The 18,151-nt window shown below is 51.9% G+C and carries 13 protein-coding genes and 1 pseudogene; 10 read left to right on the top strand and 4 right to left on the bottom strand.

Annotated elements, in window-relative coordinates; translation table 11 throughout:
- The first annotated feature begins 190 nt into the window (after positions 1–190).
- On the top strand, positions 191–589 hold the full coding sequence (locus JWJ90_RS18675) for a type II toxin-antitoxin system RelE/ParE family toxin (protein ID WP_338032346.1): 399 nt from the start codon (positions 191–193) through the stop codon (positions 587–589).
- 8 nt (positions 590–597) lie between these two features.
- Here JWJ90_RS18675 and JWJ90_RS18670 read toward each other — a convergent pair whose 3' ends face one another.
- Positions 598–1,191, bottom strand: a complete 594-nt coding sequence (locus tag JWJ90_RS18670) for a nucleoside deaminase (RefSeq protein ID WP_205228736.1) — start codon at positions 1,189–1,191, stop codon at positions 598–600.
- Between the two features lie 203 nt (positions 1,192–1,394).
- Here JWJ90_RS18670 and JWJ90_RS18665 point away from each other — a divergent pair, with 203 nt between their 5' ends.
- The 5 genes from JWJ90_RS18665 (at position 1,395) to JWJ90_RS18645 (ending at position 11,663) form a co-directional block, all read left to right on the top strand.
- On the top strand, positions 1,395–2,654 hold the full coding sequence (locus JWJ90_RS18665; RefSeq protein ID WP_205228734.1) for a serine hydrolase domain-containing protein: 1,260 nt from the start codon (positions 1,395–1,397) through the stop codon (positions 2,652–2,654).
- Between the two features lie 4 nt (positions 2,655–2,658).
- Positions 2,659–3,354, top strand: coding sequence for a DUF554 domain-containing protein (locus JWJ90_RS18660; RefSeq protein WP_205228733.1), 696 nt, complete (start codon positions 2,659–2,661; stop codon positions 3,352–3,354).
- Positions 3,355–3,523: 169 nt separating this feature from the next.
- Entirely contained in the window at positions 3,524–7,783 is a 4,260-nt protein-coding gene (locus JWJ90_RS18655; protein WP_205228732.1) for a PEP/pyruvate-binding domain-containing protein, read from the top strand.
- A 58-nt stretch (positions 7,784–7,841) separates the two neighbouring features.
- The gene (locus JWJ90_RS18650) at positions 7,842–8,534 is read left to right on the top strand and encodes a DUF6901 family protein (protein WP_205228730.1); all 693 of its coding nucleotides are present in this window, start codon (positions 7,842–7,844) and stop codon (positions 8,532–8,534) included.
- Positions 8,535–8,717: 183 nt separating this feature from the next.
- Positions 8,718–11,663: a heavy metal translocating P-type ATPase gene (locus tag JWJ90_RS18645; protein ID WP_205228729.1), complete on the top strand. Its 2,946-nt coding sequence runs from the start codon at positions 8,718–8,720 to the stop codon at positions 11,661–11,663.
- A 49-nt stretch (positions 11,664–11,712) separates the two neighbouring features.
- Here JWJ90_RS18645 and JWJ90_RS18640 read toward each other — a convergent pair whose 3' ends face one another.
- On the bottom strand, positions 11,713–13,437 hold the full coding sequence (locus tag JWJ90_RS18640) for a hypothetical protein (protein WP_205228728.1): 1,725 nt from the start codon (positions 13,435–13,437) through the stop codon (positions 11,713–11,715).
- Between the two features lie 164 nt (positions 13,438–13,601).
- On the opposite strand from JWJ90_RS18640, the gene JWJ90_RS18635 reads away from it, so the two are divergent.
- From JWJ90_RS18635 to JWJ90_RS18615, 4 genes and pseudogenes are all read left to right on the top strand, one after another.
- Positions 13,602–14,459 (top strand): hypothetical protein, encoded by an 858-nt coding sequence (locus JWJ90_RS18635; RefSeq protein WP_205228726.1) that lies wholly within the window; start codon positions 13,602–13,604, stop codon positions 14,457–14,459.
- A gap of 390 nt (positions 14,460–14,849) precedes the next feature.
- Positions 14,850–15,443 (top strand): annotated as a pseudogene (locus JWJ90_RS23320) (GrpB family protein).
- A gap of 107 nt (positions 15,444–15,550) precedes the next feature.
- The gene (locus JWJ90_RS18620) at positions 15,551–15,805 is read left to right on the top strand and encodes a type II toxin-antitoxin system Phd/YefM family antitoxin (protein ID WP_205228760.1); all 255 of its coding nucleotides are present in this window, start codon (positions 15,551–15,553) and stop codon (positions 15,803–15,805) included.
- On the top strand, positions 15,798–16,058 hold the full coding sequence (locus JWJ90_RS18615; protein ID WP_205228724.1) for a Txe/YoeB family addiction module toxin: 261 nt from the start codon (positions 15,798–15,800) through the stop codon (positions 16,056–16,058). The genes JWJ90_RS18620 and JWJ90_RS18615 overlap by 8 nt, the downstream gene beginning before the upstream one ends.
- Positions 16,059–16,150: 92 nt before the next feature.
- Here the strand turns inward: JWJ90_RS18615 and JWJ90_RS18610 are convergent, their stop codons facing one another.
- Positions 16,151–17,377 (bottom strand): FprA family A-type flavoprotein, encoded by a 1,227-nt coding sequence (locus tag JWJ90_RS18610; RefSeq protein ID WP_205228723.1) that lies wholly within the window; start codon positions 17,375–17,377, stop codon positions 16,151–16,153.
- Positions 17,378–18,042: 665 nt separating this feature from the next.
- Positions 18,043–18,151, bottom strand: a 109-nt coding sequence (locus JWJ90_RS18605) for an ATP-binding protein (protein ID WP_240195040.1), incomplete at its 5' end; no start/stop codon positions are given.

Here is an 18,151-nt window from a genome sequence, read left to right as displayed (position 1 = left end):
CCTATTCCTTGTGACGAGGAAAAATCCCCCGTTGGTTATCGCCAGCGGGGGATTTTTTTTTGTTTGATGTTCTGTTGGGGTTCGTCCCTCACCACCAACCTACCCCTCGCGCCAGGAGTATGGTAGGTTGGTGGTGAGGGACGAACCCCAACTTCAATAGCTGCTCCCTATAAATGCATCAAGGACTCAAGTGAAACTTTTAGGTATTCAAACACCCGCGAAACAGACAGAGTTTGAATCCTTTCTGGATCAGGTGTCAGAGAAACTTGCGAGTGCAATCTGTAAAAAGATGCAGGGCTTTGCTGAATTGGGCGAGGTCTATTCCAGCAACAGTCTCAAGATCCTCAATCCCCGTATTTGGGGCTATAAGGGCACCATTTATAAACTGCGGGTGGACTGTGGCAAAGAGTCTGCCCGAGTGCTCTTTGCAAAAAACGAAGAGAATGATCTGGTGCTCCTTCACGGATTTCTCAAGCGGACCCGCAAAACACCGCGCAAGGATGCCATGATTGCCATGCAGAACCTGGAGCGGTTGCGGCAGAAGATCGCGCTTGCTCCACTGCCCATCGAACAATACACGCAGCTTTGAATAGGGGATTAGTCTCCTTGCCGCCCATTATAAACCTCGGGATTGGTCGCCGTAAAAGCTCTAAATCCGTCTAAGGCCTCCTCGCGCAGCACCCCTTCTTCAAAGCTAATCCCGCGTTTGCGGAGTTCCTCTCGCCAGTTTTCCGGTAATGGTCCCTCATCAAATCCGGTAATATCCATCATCTCCTGATCGGCCCCTGCAATCACCAGGGAACGAATACCCGACCAGAGTACCGCACCAAAGCACATCGCACAGGGGCTCCAGTTGACCACCAACTGATGGGCTGGCATTTCCGGACCACCAAGGTCATAGGTGCCTAGCATCTGTTGCGCCAGAGTGAGGGCTGTGATCTCTGCATGGGCTGAGGAGCAGTTGAGCGGGAGAACTCGATTTACCCCGATGATTATGAGTTTGCCAGAATCACGTTCAAAAACACCGGCGGCAAAGGGACCACCGCTCTGGTGTTCGGTGTTGAGGCGAGCAAAATTGAGTACCGCCCGCATGCGATCTTCGACAGCTTGAATATGTGAGGGGAGTTGGGTCAGTTCGTGTGCTGCCCAGGCAGGTAAATCCAGGGTGAAACTGGGGAAGGGGGAATGCATAATTTTTTCTCCCAAAAAGAGTTGGCAAGGTCGGAGCCTATGTATTAGACCCGCAATTCTTGGTCTGATGCAAGATTTTTGCAGCTCATTGGTTGCAAAATAATTAATGTTCGTCCAGCCAGTCTGGACTCAACCGTCGCAGGTTGATGCTTTCAATGTTCCAACAGATTTTTCTTTGTTCTCTGTATCGGAGTTCATATCCCATGTTCAGACATTTTATTTTTTTCTGGGGAATCACACTCGTCTTGTGTGCGTTGTTCACGCCAGCTCCTGCCGTTGCCGGAGAGAACGAAAACGACACTCGCCTTGCCTTGCGTATCGACCGGGTGCTCCAGCAGGCTGTTAGCTCACAACGTATAGTGGGAGCTGTAGTGATTGTTTTGGAAAACGGCAAAACTGTCTTTCATCAGGCCGCAGGATATGCGGATCGGGAGGCAGGAATCCCGATGCGTAAAGACCATATTTTTCGTTTTGCCTCGCTCTCCAAGCCTATTGTCACGGTGGCCCTGCTGCGATTGGTGGAAGCGGGCAAGCTGAGTCTGAATGATCCGGTGACTCGATATATTCCGGACTTCAAACCCAAGTTGCGAGATGGCTCGATGCCCTGCATAACTCTGCATCAGCTCTTGACCCATACCGCTGGACTTTCTTCGGATTTTGCAAAGCAGAGTGTACGCATCACCTCGGAACCAGGAAGTTCGAAAATTACAGCTGAAGAGGAAGAGCTGAATCGAATACGTGCAGCTGGCTTGGCCTATATCCCCGGCAAAGGCTGGGGGTACTCCCTGGCGATTGATGTACTTGGGGTCGTTTTGAAGCAGGCAACGGGCATGTCGTTAGAAGACGCGGTCCGCCAGTGGGGAACCTTACCGGCCGGTATGCGCGATACCGGATTTTACCCAATTGATCCCGCCCGTCTCACCACACCATACGGCGATGGTACTCCTCCTGTTCGCATGGGGGAGCCCCATATCGTTCGTTTTGGTGAAAACAATGGTATCGTTTTTTCACCGGGAAGGATTCTTAATCGGAGCATGTCTTCTTTGGCAGGAAGCGGTATGAGCGGGACCGCTTCAGATATGGCGCATCTGCTTGAAGTTATTCGAACTGGCGGAGGCAACCTCCTCCCCCCAGCAGTGGCTCAGTCCCTCATGACCAATCATACGGGAACGTTTTATGTCCTTGCTGGACCAGGCTGGGGCTTTGGCTATGGCGGAGCTGTCCTGCGTGACCCCGAACGCGCCAAGACCCCTCAGTCTGCTGGTACCTGGAGTTGGGGTGGGGTTTGGGGGCACTCCTGGTTTGTTGATCCCGAGCAGAAGCTGGTGGTTGTTGCCTTGACCAACACCGCTCTTGAAGGGGTCTCGGGCCGTTTCCCGCTGGAAATTCGTGACGCGGTCTATGGGCGCTCAACCCCCTTGCCCCAAAAGCCTATGATGCAAGATTCCTGTCAATCGGAGTGAGTTGATGTTAGGAACCATCGTCAATGGACTGGCTATTATCCTGGGGAGCCTATTGGGGCTAGTTTGCAGCAAAGGTATTGGAGAGCAGTATAAACAGACCATCATCCAGGGGGTAGGGCTCTCTGTCATTCTCATTGGCTGGAAAAATGGGCTCCTTGCCGAAAACCTTCTGGTGGTGATTCTTTCCATGGTCGTTGGTGGCCTGATGGGCGAATGGCTTCAGATTGAAGGACGTCTGGAGGCCATGGGGCGGTGGATTGAAAAAAAGGTGGGCGCGAAAACCGGCGATACCCGCTCCCTGGCCCGGGGCTTTGTCACGGCGAGTCTGGTCTACTGTGTGGGCTCCATGGCCATTGTCGGCTCGCTGGAAAGCGGTCTGACCGGCCAACATCAGACCCTGTTTGCCAAGTCGATTATTGATGGTGTAATCTCGGTGGTTTTTGCTTCGACCATGGGGATAGGTGTGCTCCTTTCCAGCATATCTGTGGTTGTGTATCAGGGCAGCCTGACCCTTACCGCGGGTATGCTCAAACCATTTCTTTCCCCCGTAGCCGTTACTCAGATGAGTTCGATCGGAGGGTTGTTGATCGTGGCGATCGGGCTCAATATGCTTGGGATTGTCAAAATTCGGGTCGGAAATCTCCTACCCGCCATTTTTTTACCGCTGGTCTATCAGAGTCTTTACTCTCTTCTGGGCTGATATACCGTGGCGGCAAAAATCTCCTGCTGACTTTCGCAGCTAACCACACTACAATACAAACTATCCTCAATACTCACGGTCTATCACGCTCCACAACCTGTTCTCTTCTGTGCTGCCGGGAGTGTGCCCAAAAGGCCTTACTTTTTTCTCTCCATGGAGGAGGTCGCCCATGTCCAACGACTCCTGTCCCTTGCCCCTGGTCTCTGATGCCCTCAAAGCAAACCTGCGTGAAACCGCTGCACCCGCTGTTATTAACCCCGCGTACGAGTTGCTTCGGGATGTGGTTAGCCGTTTTCAGGGGATTTTAGGCAAGCTTGACGCACTCCTCTATGAAATAGGGCATCCCTACCGCAACTGGAAGCTGATCATCCCCGAGTTGCGGGCCTATGTACTCAAAAACTGCAACCACTACCGCGACCATGAGCAGGGGCCGGAGGCTTTTTCCCTGTTTATGTCGATCTTTTTTGACGCACTCAAGGACTCAAGCCGCAATGACTGGCTTCTCCAGCGGATTCTGGAGGCCATGCTTGCCTACGCCGACAAGCTTATCCTCACCATGGACAGCCCGACCCTCTTCCGTTTTGAAGGAGCCTTTTCCGAATTTTTTTCTCGCCTTGCAGACCTGGATGAGCGTGAGCCCCAGGTTATGCTCTCCATGGTTCAGGGGCATCACCCGGTACGGAAGATGGCGCAAAAGGTTATCGCTTTACGAAGGCAGCAGCCCGAGATCACCTATGATGTCCAGGCACTTTCTCTTTTGATGCGCGCCATCCTCGTTCGCAATTACGAGTACTGGCTTTCCGAGGATGATCCCTTGCCCTGGTTTGAAAAAAAATGTGGGGAGTATTGTCATAAATGGAAAGGGAAAACTCTCTTGCAGGGGATCTCGCATGCGCGCATTCAGGAATGTCTGCAGATGCTTGCCTCGATAGATTTTGAGAGCGACTACCAGGGAGCATTGGAGAAGATTCTCACCCTGCCCAATCATATGGATCTGGTTCGGCTGTATAAAGAAATCCCATCAAAGATGGTCGTGGTGGAGAGCTTCGATGATCAGACCGCCCATTTCATTGAAAATCGGAAGCTGCTTTTTCTTTTCCGCACCATGGAGACCAAGGGGCTCACTCTTATTCATGAGGAGACCCTGCGAGAGATCAACCGCTCTCTGGTCCAGCTCATTCGTAAGCAAAGCTTTGAAGAGATCGAGCAGTTTTTTGTCACCACCTTTCACCTGCTCAAGGCCAATGTTCGGCGCTACCCGCATACCTCCCTGCAGTGTATTCAGGTGATTGGTAACGAGGTCTTCAAACGGGGCAATTCACGTCTGGTTGAGGCCTTTTTGTGGGAGACCGTGCGTTTTGGTTTTCAGTACGCCAGCGTCCGCGGCGTGGATGAAGACTGGCAGCCCATCGCCAACCCTGCCCATCTCACCAATATCCGTGTCTGGCTGCACCTGATAGCCCAGGAACCCAAATGGTGTTCGACCCTGTTCTCCGCTCTGATCATTAACCTGCATCTCTCCGGAACCTGCGTTCGCGACACCGATCTCTTTCAGCGAGATATCACCGACCTGCTCAACCATCCCATCGGCCCCATTTATAACCTGGCCAAGCAGTTTACCAAGTTGATGCCGGTCTTTTTCAATGAGATTGGCGCCGAGGGTGAGCTTCGCGATGTCTCCACCGAGCTTGACGAGATCCATAAGCGAAAGGATGTGCTCATTCATTTTCTCCGGAAACAGTCCCATGTGGAGTCCAGCAATTTGATCGTCGGTTTTATCGAGGCCATCTTCACCTTCTGGATAACCCTGGACAAGGCCTACCTGCGGGATTACCTCCCCGAGGAGGTGCTGCAACAGGTGCAAACGACCGGCCCCTTTGTCGATGATCAGCATCAACTGGCCGGGCGCATCAAACAGGAGTTGCGCTTTAACCGCATGGTGCAGATCCTTGACTGGCCCGAAAACGAGCGGCAGGAATTTTTGGACCGTCAGACTGATCTCTCTGAAGTGGAACGGCGGCGGTTTTCTCTGCTGGTGCGCATGTATAAGCTGCTCCATCAGAAGTATAACCTGAGCCTACCCGAGATTCACCTGCAGCTCCGCCATGCTATTGGCAATGGCTTCCCTGAGCTGGCCAAGCTGTTGGAGGTTCTGGAAGAAGATGACCCCATTCGCTGCCTGGAGGCACTCTTTGATGAGCTGGAGCATCTGCAGGGAGTCATTTTGAGCCCGGAGAAATTCGAGCCCAAAGAAGAGATCTATTATAAACGGCATATTGCCGTGGATATTCCTTCGGTCTATGGCCGGTATTCAGAGCGCAAGTTCGATGCTCTGGGACTCACCTTCCGCCTCGAGAGTCTGGCCAATATCTATCTGGAAAAGCTCTTTGCCACGGTGAATCTCAACTTTATTACCCAGGCAACCTTTATTCGTATTCTGAAATGTTTGCGCCTATTTAGCCGGGCGCTGCAGGTGGACGGCATCTCCAGCCGACGGCTGGATACCTACATAAGCCTGCTGGCAACCTCCATTGGCATCCGGCGTTTCTCCTATACCCAGCATTTGGATATCATGCGCGGTCTCTCCGAGGGGGTCAAAGATATCATCTATGCCTACTACACCAATATTCACCAGAATAACCTCTCGATTATCGTGCCTCAACTGGGGAAGGACAACCTGCTGATCAAGTATCACAGCTCCTGGAATGAGAAGAATATGCCGGAAACGGTCCTGCGCATCTCAGAGATGTTTTTTCGGGACCTGATCTCCACCACCTTTGGTCTGCAGCATCTGGATAATTTTATCGGCCAGGTTATCGCTACCCTGGAGGCGCAGAAGGATATTCTCGATGAGTCCACCCTGGACCTGCTCATGACCTACAATCCCAAAAAGGCGATCAGTAGCCTTCATGACGAGAATCTGCGCACCCACGATCTGATTCACCTGGGAAACAAAGGGTTTAACCTGGTCTTGCTCACCCGAGACAAGATGCCGGTTCCTCCGGCTTTTACCATCACCACCGAGGTTTTTCGCTGTTATCGTGCCATTCGAAAATTCGACCGAGCCCGTGATGAGTATATGCGGCGGGTACGGGCGGCGGTGACCGGTCTTGAGCAACTGACCGGGCGTGTCTTTGGCTCACCGGATCGGCCCTTGCTCCTCTCGGTGCGCAGTGGCGCAGCCATTTCCATGCCCGGCGTGATGTCGACGATCCATAATGTAGGGGCCAACGTCGATCTGCTGGAGGAGTTTGTGGTCAAGCATCCTGCGGCCAACTATTTTGCCTGGGATAATTTTCGGCGTTTTCAGCAATCCTGGGGTATGGCCAACGGCATGGAGCGCGAGGATTTTCAGGAGCTGATGAACGTGCACAAGGAACGGCACGATATCCACTACAAGCGTGATTTTACCCCGGAGCAGATGCGGGAGCTGGCGCTGGACTACCGGCAGGCGGTGTTGAGCCGTGGGGTCGGTATACCCGAGGATCCCTGGGAGCAGTTGGTGGGCGCTGTGGATATGGTTTTTGACTCCTGGCATACACCAAAGGCGGAAGAGTATCGTCACTTGATGGGCGTCTCCGATGACTGGGGAACAGCGGTTATTGTCCAATCCATGGTCTTTGGCAACGTGAGCCTGCAGGCAGGCAGCGGCGTTTTGTTTACCGCGCACCCTTATCGTAAAGTCCGGCGGGTGGCGCTTTGGGGGGATTATGCCATCGGCGACCAGGGAGAGGATATCGTCTCCGGGCTTGTGACCAGTCATCCCATCTCCGTTGAGCAGGCAGAACTCGACGGGCGTGATGAGAACAAGAGTCTTGAATTGCGTTTTCCACAGATTTACAAGCGGTTGCTGGAAATTAGCCGAGAGCTGGTCTACGATAAAGAATGGAATCCGCAGGAGATCGAGTTTACCTTTGAAGGACCTGAGGCGGATCAGCTCTATATGCTGCAGACCCGTGATATGATCACGATCAAGAAGAAGGAGCATCTCACCGTTTTTGTCGACTCCGATCTTGCCCATAAATCTATTCTTGCAAAGGGGATCGGTGTCTCCGGTTCAGCCATGTCGGGGAAGGCGGTTTTTACCGAAAGAAATATCAACCTCTTGCGCAAGCAGGAACCCGACACCCATCTTATCCTCATTCGGCGTGATACCGTGCCTGAGGATATTCGTGAAATCTCACTGGCCGATGGGTTGGTCACCTCGCGCGGTGGGCAGACTTCGCATGCCTCGGTCATGGCGACCCGCCTGGAAAAGACCTGTGTGGTGGGCTGCCGCGACATGCAGGTCAATGAGACCGAGGAATATGCCGACATCAACGGCACCCGTATCACCTTTGGCACCCCAATAGCCATTGATGGCCGCCATGGATTACTTATCGAGGGAAATTATCCCTTGCGGGAGGAGGTACATATCCTGCCCCTGTAAACGGAAACGGAGAAGGATCTGGGGCCGCACCCCCAGAAAAACAATCAGAGGAGAACGGATGGAAAGCATACAACTGATCTATACCTTCAAAGGCGATGGCCTGTTTGAATCGATCAGTTTGCGTATTGATGCCAAGACGACCGAACTGGTTGAGGAATCCTGTGAATCCTTTCCTGATTGGATTCGGATCGAGCACTGTCGCTGCAACCATTGTACACTCAATACGGATCAGTATAGATGGTGCCCCCTGGCCAGAACAATTGCCGGGGTGGTGGACCGTTTTTCCTCTATTCTCTCGCATGATGCCATCTTCCTGGAGGTGACCAGTGATGAGCGGGTGGTCTCTCAGCAGACCACGGCCCAGAGGGCACTCAGCTCTTTTATGGGGGTGGTCATGGCGGTGAGTGGCTGCCCGCATACCGCTTTTTTTAAACCCATGGCCCGGTTTCACCTGCCCTTGGCAAGCGAGGAGGAAACCATCTATCGTTCCACCTCAATGTATCTTTTGGCCCAGTATTTTCGTGCTCGCGAAGGCCAGCCGGTCGATTATTCCCTGGAAGGTCTGGAAAAGATCTACCGAGACCTCCAAATCGTCAATATGGCCCTCATTGATCGGCTGCGGGGCGCAAATACAGGCGATTCCTCCGCCAATGCAATTATTCTCCTGGATATGTTTGCCCGTATCATGCCCTTTGTGATCGAAGACAAGCTTGAGGAAATCCGCCACCTCTTTCAGCCCTATCTCGCCTGATGTCTCGTCCGTGAGGGAACATCCCTGATCGGGAAAATACCTTGACGACAGATATTCAAGGATGCAGAATCTTTTTTTAAGACTCCCTAAAAAGAGAACCGTGCTTACAGTTTCTCGTAAAAAGCAGAGCAGACGATGGTGTCGCCTGTGCAAAACGTTTCCCCTTCTTCGATTCAGATACCTATGACTTCGTTTACCCCTTTTCCTCCAGTTGTTGATAAGGAATCCCATACATTTATTGTTGACGATATGACTTGTGTCCACTGTCAGGGGCGGGTCGAGGCTGCGGCCGGTTCGGTTACCGGTGTACAGGATGCCCGTGTCGATCTTGAGGCGGGCACCTTGAGAGTCCAGGGCGGCGATCCTGAACAGATTATACAGGCGGTGGTTGATGCCGGGTATCCGGCCAGGCAGCAGGTGCAAACTGCTGAGGCTTGTCCTTTGGCTGAGGTGACGGATCAAAAGAGTTCTGCAACGCAAGCGGCTGGCAGAGAGTATGAGCTACAGGTTGAAGACATGCACTGCGCCAGTTGTGTTGCCCGAGTGGAAAAGGCTATTCTCGGAGTTGATGGCGTGGAGTCGGCAGAGGTCAATCTGGTGGAGAAACGCGCCGGGGTACGCGGTGGAGAGCCTGAAACTGTGGTGAGGGCAGTTGTCGATGCCGGTTATGGTGCGACGCTGGTGTCCCAAAAGCCCGCTCCCAAAAATGCGGGGTATGAAATCGAGGTGGCCGGGATGCACTGTGCTGCCTGTGTCACCCGGGTGGAGCAGGCCATTCGCAGGGTGCCCGGTGTCTCTCTGGCATCAGTGAATCTGATTGAAAATCTGGCTCAGGTACAGGGCGGCGATCCCGAGACGGTGGTGCAAACGATCACTGATGCCGGCTATGAGGCGAGTCTTCGCCAAACGCAGGCAGGAGAGGAATTCTACCTCAGATTCAGCCCCTGGCCGGATGCCGAAGAACTGGCACAGGTCAAGGAGATTCTGCTGAGCAGAGATGCTCAGGCGCATATCGAACAGGAGGAGGAACGGTTGCAAGTGGGCACCAGTCTGCATCCGGCAGATGTGGTGAGGCTGCTGTCTGAAGCCGGCTATCAGGTCACTGTTGAGGAAATCTATACCGACCCCGGACTGACCCAGGCGGAAGAAACCCGGCGTGAAATTCGTCGTTCCTGGCAGCGGGCAGCCGTGGCTGCGGTTGTGGGGTTTGGCATCATGGCCGGACATATGGGAGGCGTCTTTCCCCATCTTCAGCAGAATCGTCTGCTCTGGGCTCTGCTTGCCCTGGTCTGCCTGGGAACCATGGTCTTCAGCGGCCGGAATTATTTTATCGGTGCCTGGAAACAGGCCCGTCATGGCGCAGCCAATATGGATACCCTGGTGGCCATGGGCACGGGGGCAGCCTGGCTCTCTTCCGTGCTGGTGATAGCCAAGCCCGATTTTATTCCCGGCGCAGCGGACCACCTTTATCTGGACGCCTCGGTGATGATTCTGGCCTTTTTGCAGTTAGGTCATGCTCTGGAGACCCGGGCAAAACGGACCACCAGTGAGGCCATTGGTGCTCTGGTTGGATTGCGCGCCCGCAATGCACGAGTCGTCCGGGATTCCGCTCAGGTAGAGATACCCGTTTCTCTCTTGCGACTTGGGGACCGGGTGCAGGTGAGACCGGGCGAGAAGGTGCCCATTGATGGGGAGATTGTTGCCGGGCAGTCCACGATCGACGAGTCCATGCTCACGGGCGAGCCAATAGCTGTGCATCGTAAAGAGGGCGATCCGGTCACCGGAGGCACCATGAACCGTTCCGGGGCCTTTGTCCTTGCGGTGAGAAGGCTCGGAGAGGATACTACCCTGGCACGCATCATTGCCATGGTCAAGAAGGCACAGATGAGCAAGCCACCCATTGGTCGGCTGGTGGATACCATTGCTGGCATCTTTGTACCGGTGGTTATAGGGATTAGTTGCCTCACCTTTGTCGCCTGGTGGATTTTTGGGGAGACCTTGCCCGTTGCCCATGGTCTGACCGCAGCAATCGCAGTCCTTGTCATTGCCTGTCCTTGTGCGCTGGGACTGGCAACACCCATTGCCATCATGGTGGGGACCAGTCGGGCAGCCCAGTGTAATGTGCTGATTCGCAACTCTGATGGCCTGCAGAGTGCCTCAAAGCTTTCGCATGTGGTAGTCGATAAGACCGGCACTCTCACGGAGGGGAAACCCGCTGTCACGAACATTATTCCGGCTGTGGGGATAGGCGAGGATCAGGTTGTGCAGTGGGCGGCAAGTCTAGAGAGCGGGTCCGAGCATCCCCTGGCCGAAGCGGTGATTCAATCCTTGCACGAAAGGGAGGGAGAGTTGCTTGCAGCAGAGAACTTTTCCGCTGTCCCTGGTCGGGGGGTAGAGGCGGACTTTGGGGAGCAGCGCTACTTTTTAGGCAACCATCACTATATGCAGGAGCAGGGGCTAACTCTGCCGGGAGAGCTGGCACAGCAGGCGGCGGAGGCCGCTGATAAGGGTGGGACCCCGATCTGGCTTGGACGCCCTGGAGAGGTCCTGGGACTCTTGATTCTGCGTGATCCCCTTCGTCCTGACTCGGTCAAGGCCATTGCAGCCCTCCAAAAGCAAAATATCACCGTTGTCATGTGCAGCGGGGATAACGCGGCAACCGCCAATGCGGTGGCCCGTGAGGTGGGGATTGCGGAAGTGCACAGTGAGATTCTGCCCGAGGAGAAACTGGCCGTTATTCAGGAGTTGCAGGCCAAGGGATATCGAGTGGGGATGGTTGGAGATGGGGTGAACGATGCCCCGGCCTTGGCCCAGGCCGATACGGGATTTGCCCTGGGAAGTGGTACGGATGTGGCCATTGAACATGCGGATATCACTCTGACCGGTGATTCGCTCATGCTGGTTGCGGATGCCATTGCCATTTCAACGGCAACACTGCGTAACATACGTCAGAATCTCTTTGGTGCCTTTATCTACAATGTTATTGGCATTCCCCTGGCAGCGGGGCTGTTGTATCCCGTGTTGGGCTGGCAGTTGGAACCGATGTTTGCCAGTGCCGCCATGGCGCTTTCCTCGGTCACCGTGGTCACCAACGCCAATCGGCTGCGTTTTTTTCAGCCCCGTTCCTGAGGCTTTACCCTGCAGTGGTGAACAAACAGCAGCCATCAGGGATTCAGCATTATTTGAAGATGGTTTCCAGCCCCATGGCGCGTTTGCGGGCAAATTTGGGAATGAGCTTGGGGTGAGAGACATGCAAGAGCCGGTAGCTGATGCCAAGCAGGTGCAGCACCAGGAGGTGGTCGATCAAGCGGTATCCGGGCTGCCTGCGCAGGAGCAGGGCCAGGAACCAGCCTAAATACCGCCTGCGCAGCCGAAAGGGCTTAAAGCTGAGTTTGACCTTGTAGCGGGAACGTGTTCCGGAAGGATAGCGTTTTTTGTAACGTTTCTTTGCCTTTTTCAGCCGGATACGGAGTTCCTCGGAGTAGGGGAGGAAGTAATATTCCCGTGCCAGCGCCAAGAGGGCGAAGGTCTCTTGCATGTACTCAATATCCGCAACCGGCAGTCCGGCCTCCCCGGCCAACAGCCGCATGCGCTCGATCTTGTGCAGTGCAGCTTGTCCCTGGGCAATGCAGGCCCTGCCATCGCTGACAAAATGACGCATTAACTTGCGCATGGAGTGGTTGATAAAGATGGTATTCCAATAGACTGAAAGCAGAGGGGGAATACGCACTCGACGAAAAAAGAATTGTTTTTGCGCATACTCCGGGATGTAAAGCAGTTCTTTGACGACCTCCTCGGAAAGCTGTAACAACTCCCAGAGCGCGTCATTTTGTTGTATGCCCTTGAAGAGACAGAACCGCGACACCGCCTCTTTGGCGCCTAGACCATGGCCAAAGATCTGCACACTGACAAAGGCGTTGATCTCTGTCCACAGGGCCTCTTCCTCCAGATAGGCCAAACGACGAAAGGGAACCCAACCCCCTGTCTGGCACCAGACCGACATGCCGACGATGTTCTCCGCCTGCTCCAGCTCCCGGGCATAGGCTTCGTAATCCCCACCAATAAAGGACGGATATTCTCCGCAACCTTCGTATTCGCGCCGTGCCTGCAGCTCAATTATTTTTTGTACCCTGGTGTTGAAGAAGTGGGGATTGAGTGGCAGGTAGCGGAAAAAATCCGACTCCCCATATTTCATTGAGAGGATAAAGGCCGGACTGGCGATGCCATCCAGGCTGCGGGCCAGGGTGTCAGGGTGCCAGATGCAGTCGCCCACCGGGTAGGCGCCAACGGTCCAGGTGCGAAGGATGAGTTGGCGTTCTTCACGTTCAAAGAGTGGCAACAGGGTTTCCAGAAGGCGATTGAGCTGGTCAGGGGTGCGAATATGCAGCTCACTGCGAAACTGGTACTTGACGTCCCGGCCATCACTTTCGCCAATCCGCAGAATAACGCCGTTCACCTCAGGGAAATCAGAGAGAAATCCCTGCAGCAGTTCATGCAGAAAGGTGTTGATTCGTCGCTCGTCACCACAGAGCTTGCGCTTGAGCCTTGGGGTAAGCGTGAGCACATCCATGGTCAGGTAAAGGGACAGGCCTTCGGTTTTGAGCAGGGTAAACAGCCGCCGGAACTCTTGTCGAAAGATGGCTATGCGTTCACGAATTTCAGGCTCATACCAGGGGTGATCAGCCAGATGCGGGACATCGTCAAGACTGACCGCGTTGTACCCTGCCTGCTTCACCCGCCTGGCAAAGAGACGAAGATCCTCCGCAATCTGGTCAAAGTGTTGTCGCCGCCTTGCCTGGGGTTCAAGGGAGAGGGAGGAAAAAGGAATTTTAGACCAGTTCTTACGGCCTTTGGGCAGCATACGGAAAAATGGACCAATGGCGTCAATAAGCAGCAGATTCATCGGAATGAGGATGCTATAATTGTTGGTGAATAGAAAGCGGAGTATGTGATAAAAATTATTATTTAATTTTAATTTCCACTTGCAATAAGCTTCTGTTCGCAGTAAAAGCGGCCGGTATCGAGCCTGTTGACGTTGAGTTAAATTTTTCCCCAAGCTGTCCTGTTATGAACAATCTATTTGCACGCATCACCTATATTTTTGATCCCTTACAGACCATTTACGAACACGAGAAAGTGCACCGCAAGATTTCCGTGCTCCTGGTTTTTCTCTTTGTCTCCAGTCTGGCTGTCATAGAGCTCAAGCGCCAGGGGCTGCTGCCCCAGGAGTTGGCTGCCCTGGTTCCCGGAAATCACTTTTATGCCGTCCATGCGGCCTTTACCGTCATTCTGGTGCTGGAGGTTATCTCGCTGATTTTTGTCCTGCCCTGTTCCTTTTCCAGGTCGCTCGGTAAGCAGTTTGAGATACTATCGCTCATCTTGATTAGGAATGCGTTTAAAGAGCTCTCTTATTTTCCAGAGCCTTTGGGGTATGAGGGGAATATCGATAAAATCCTTCACATTCTCTCCAGTGGATTCGGCGCTCTGCTCATCTTTGCCCTGCTTGGTGTCTATTACAAGGTACAGAAACGCTCAGTGGAAGATGATGGCCATCATATGGACTTGTACAGCTTTGTGGCGTCTAAAAAGGCTATCTCATTGTTACTGCTTGTCAGCTTTGTCAGTATGGGGAGCTATTCCGTTTATCAGAGTATAATCGGTATTGAACACTCTGATTTTATTCATAACTTTTACACGCAGCTTATTCTGACTGATATCCTTATCGTTCTGGTCTCTCAGTGTTTTAATCCTTCAGCCAAGATGATGTTTCGTAACTCGGGCTACGCGCTCTCCACGCTGATGATTCGGATCGCACTGGTGGCTCCGGTCTACTACAATGTGGTTTTGGGGGCAGCCGCGATTCTCTTTGCGATTCTGCTTTCTTTAGTCAGTCAGCACCTTTTCCAGGAAAAGCGGCTGGCCTGAACCCGCAATAGTGTGGGGCTGAACAGCGGCACGCGCTAATCAGCCCCTGCACTTTTTTTGTGCCCCTGGAGCCTTGCTCTGCAATGCTTTTCAGCTAGCAGTTTCTTCCTCCCCGATTATCTCCGTTGTTTTCTCCTCTTTTCCAGTGTAATCAAATCTGTATTGGAGCGTATATTCTCCAACTTCCTCAAAAGAACCCCAAGTTTGAAATTGCGACCATCGCCAGCTTTGCAACCAAGCATGTTCTCAAATAGGGTACGAAACCTGATTCCCTCGCATCCCATAAAATCAGGCTCTGAAGGGACATCGGGAATTGCTGAAGCTCTAGAAAAGCTAATTCGGTCGACGCAAAAAGTCGAGCGGCTGATTAGCGGCGAGTAGGCTAGTAAGATGATTGGATTGAAACGGCATACTGTACAATTGGTTGCCCATCACCCGGATTGGGCCGATATGGCTGCCAAGGTCTGTTTTCAGATCCGCGATGCTGGCGGCGAACTCATTGCAGATGTACAGCATATTGGCAGCACGGCAGTTCCCGAACTGCCCGCAAAACCCATTCTTGATCTCGCCGTAGGTGTGGCCACGCTAGACATAATTCCAGAGTTAATAGGGAGGTTCACAAAAATTGGCTATCTCTATCGTGGTGATGGAGCAGACGATGGCGGACATCTTTTTGTATGGGAATCTGAACCAAATATTCGAACTATCCATCTTCACGTCGTCGCACTTGATGACGAGCAATAGCGGAACTATCTCCAGTACCGAGATCTCCTCCGAAATGACCCAAATCTACGAAAGCGTTATGAAGAGCTAAAAAAGGATCTCCGGGAGCGTTATCCAGGCGATCGACAATCATACACTCGCTTCAAAAATGACTTTATTAGAGGCGTGTTAAACAAACAAGCCCAACAATTAAATCCAACAGATTGTCAGGGTGGGACAGGCTCGTACGTTGAAATTCCGCATTGCCCTGTCAGTTGCTGATTACGGCGTTCGATTTCAAAAAACTAGCATACCTGTACAGAATAATGGACAAGTTTAAGGCCAGTTGTTATATTTGTGCTATAAAGAGAACAAGTATGGAGAATATCATGAGAGTTGTCAATTTTAGCGAAGCTCGAAATAATTTAAAGACTGTTTTGAATCAGGTGGTAGACGATGCTGATTATACGATCATTACACGTCGTGATTCAGAGGACGCGGTTGTCATGTCGCTGGAAACTTTTAATAGTTTCATGGAGACTTTTTACCTCCTCAGGTCGCCAGCCAATGCTGCACATTTAACAAAATCTATTCAACAATTTAAAAATGGGAAGGTTCAGGCAAGAGATTTAATAGATGGATAGAAAATTAGCCTGGACCGGAGAAGCATGGAAGGACTATATCTATTGGCAAACACAAGACAAAAAAACACTGAAAAGAATCAACAAACTCATCAATGACACAATGAGGCAGCCATTCGAGGGTATAGGGAAACCTGAACCACTGAGAGAAAATCTATCTGGGTTTTGGTCTCGAAGGATTGATGATACAAATCGCTTGGTTTACGCTGCCGATGATGATTATCTCACTATCATTTCATGCAGATATCGTTATTAGATCATGAAAAAGAAAAAGTATACGCCGAAAAAAAGGGTGTGTGAGAAACTTCTCACACACCCTTTTTTTTTGTCACTGTAAGGCGCCAGAACTTACTTGGTAAACTCAATCAGCGCATCGCAGAACTCTTCAAGCGCTTTTTGCATGGCAGCCTGATCTTCTTCGGTGGGGGCACCCTGCCACTCGTAGGATCCCAGTTTATCCCAGCCGGATTTTTCGGTCTTCTTCTCAAAGTCTTTCTGTGCACCACCGACCCAGCCGTAGGAGCCGAAACGGAAGACTTTTTTATTCGTGACCTTTTTCACCTGGAGCTCCTCAACCACATGGGCCATGGGCGGGAACATTTTGTACTCATAGGTGGGCATGCCAAAAATCAGACCTGCTGATTTCCAGGCGCTTGCCAGGATGTAGCCTATTTCGTCACCGGGGACCTGGAACACATGCACCGGAATATTGCGCTTGCGAATGGTCTCGATCACCATGTTCAGCACCTGTTTGGTGTTGCCGTACATGGAACTCCAGACCACGGTCACCTCGCGCTCGGCCGGTCCTTTGGCATACTCGGCGTAGCGTTTGTAATGCTCAATGATAACGGAGGGATCGTCGCGCCAGATAATACCGTGCGAGGGGCAGATCACCTTGATATCCAGGCCACCGAGTTTGGTCAGCCCTTTCAGCACAAAGGGGGAGAAGGTCGCCACGATATTGGCGTAGTAGCGCAGGGCCTCTTCTTCAAAGAATTTATGTTTCTCGGAGGAGAGCTGGTCATCGAAAATGGCGTTCTCATCAATGCTGCCGTATGAGCCAAAGGCATCGCAGGCAAAAAGTATATTGCGCTTACGTTCATAGGTCATCATGGTTTCGGGCCAGTGAATGTTGGGCGTCTCAAAGAACTGCAGCTCGTAATCACCCACTTCCAGGATCTGGCCATCAGTAATAGCGATTGCACGGTCAGCAGCCACATCGGCAAAGGCCTGCAAAAGTGGAATCGCTTTCTTGGTGCAGTAGATCACAGCCTTGCTGTTTTTCTTGCAGAATTCGCGCAACCAGCCCGAATGATCCGGTTCCATGTGATTCACAACCAGAATATCAATATCTTCAATGCTCAGGGTTGCGCCACCCAACTGGTTGGTGAACTCCTGCGGGAAATTAAAAATATCCTGGGTCAGGTCGATCATGACGTTTTTTTCGCCTTTGATCAGGTAGCCGTTGATGGAAATGCCGTGGGGGATGGGCCAGATACCCTCAAAGAGATAATCTTTATCCTCAATATTGACGGAAAGACGGTAGATGTCGTCCTTCACCTGTTTGATATGCATGGGACTTTTACTCCAAAATCTAAGATTGATTACTCTACTCTATCGCTGAAATGAGAATGCTTCATAAGATAAGCCGGTTACACGAAAAATACCAGTCGCAAAATGACCCAAAATATCCTTTTTCCTGGAAAACTGTCGTCTTTGTCGCCTTCCGTCAATCGCAAATGGCTTGTTTGTCTGTTTTGGAACTGGGCATATGAAATTATTTGGATATGCATTCTCCTGAGGTCTTTAACAGGGGCACAGGAAAAACCTATTGACTGACAGGCAGAACCCGATGGAATTGCCGCTATATGCAAAAATGTCCTTGATGGGCAAAAAATGTTTTAAAATCGACAAAATAGAGAATGTGAAAAATTGATGTTTTGAGAAGTGGCAGATGTCGGAGGCTATGGGGTTGCGTGTAACCTTTTGTAATTAAATGTTTTATTTGTTTTTATGAGCTGCCTGTGATTGTGGCATCTTCACTGCGAGAAATTTTCTAGTTGTTTCTGGGATTTAGCTTGTATTTTTTGATGCTTGCGTATTCCAGGGAATCCGGCCAGTCATTCCAGTCGAAGCCGGTCACTGATTCCATTCGATCCCGGCCACCTGTTCCAGTGATCTCGGTCGGGTGATCGGAGCGAAGCGACGCGGTTATTAATCCATTACCTTGTTGTCGCCATTCAGGTCAAGTTTGCCTTCTTTTTTCTCATTGATTCTCCTTTTAGTTGTATTTTGTGAGCAGTGTGGACCAACCGGTCCAGGATGGCGTCTGCCACGGTCGGATCGCCG

This window comes from Desulfobulbus rhabdoformis (assembly GCF_016919065.1).
Taxonomy (GTDB): Bacteria; Desulfobacterota; Desulfobulbia; order Desulfobulbales; family Desulfobulbaceae; genus Desulfobulbus; species Desulfobulbus rhabdoformis.
This window is presented reverse-complemented; position numbering and strand designations above follow the sequence as displayed.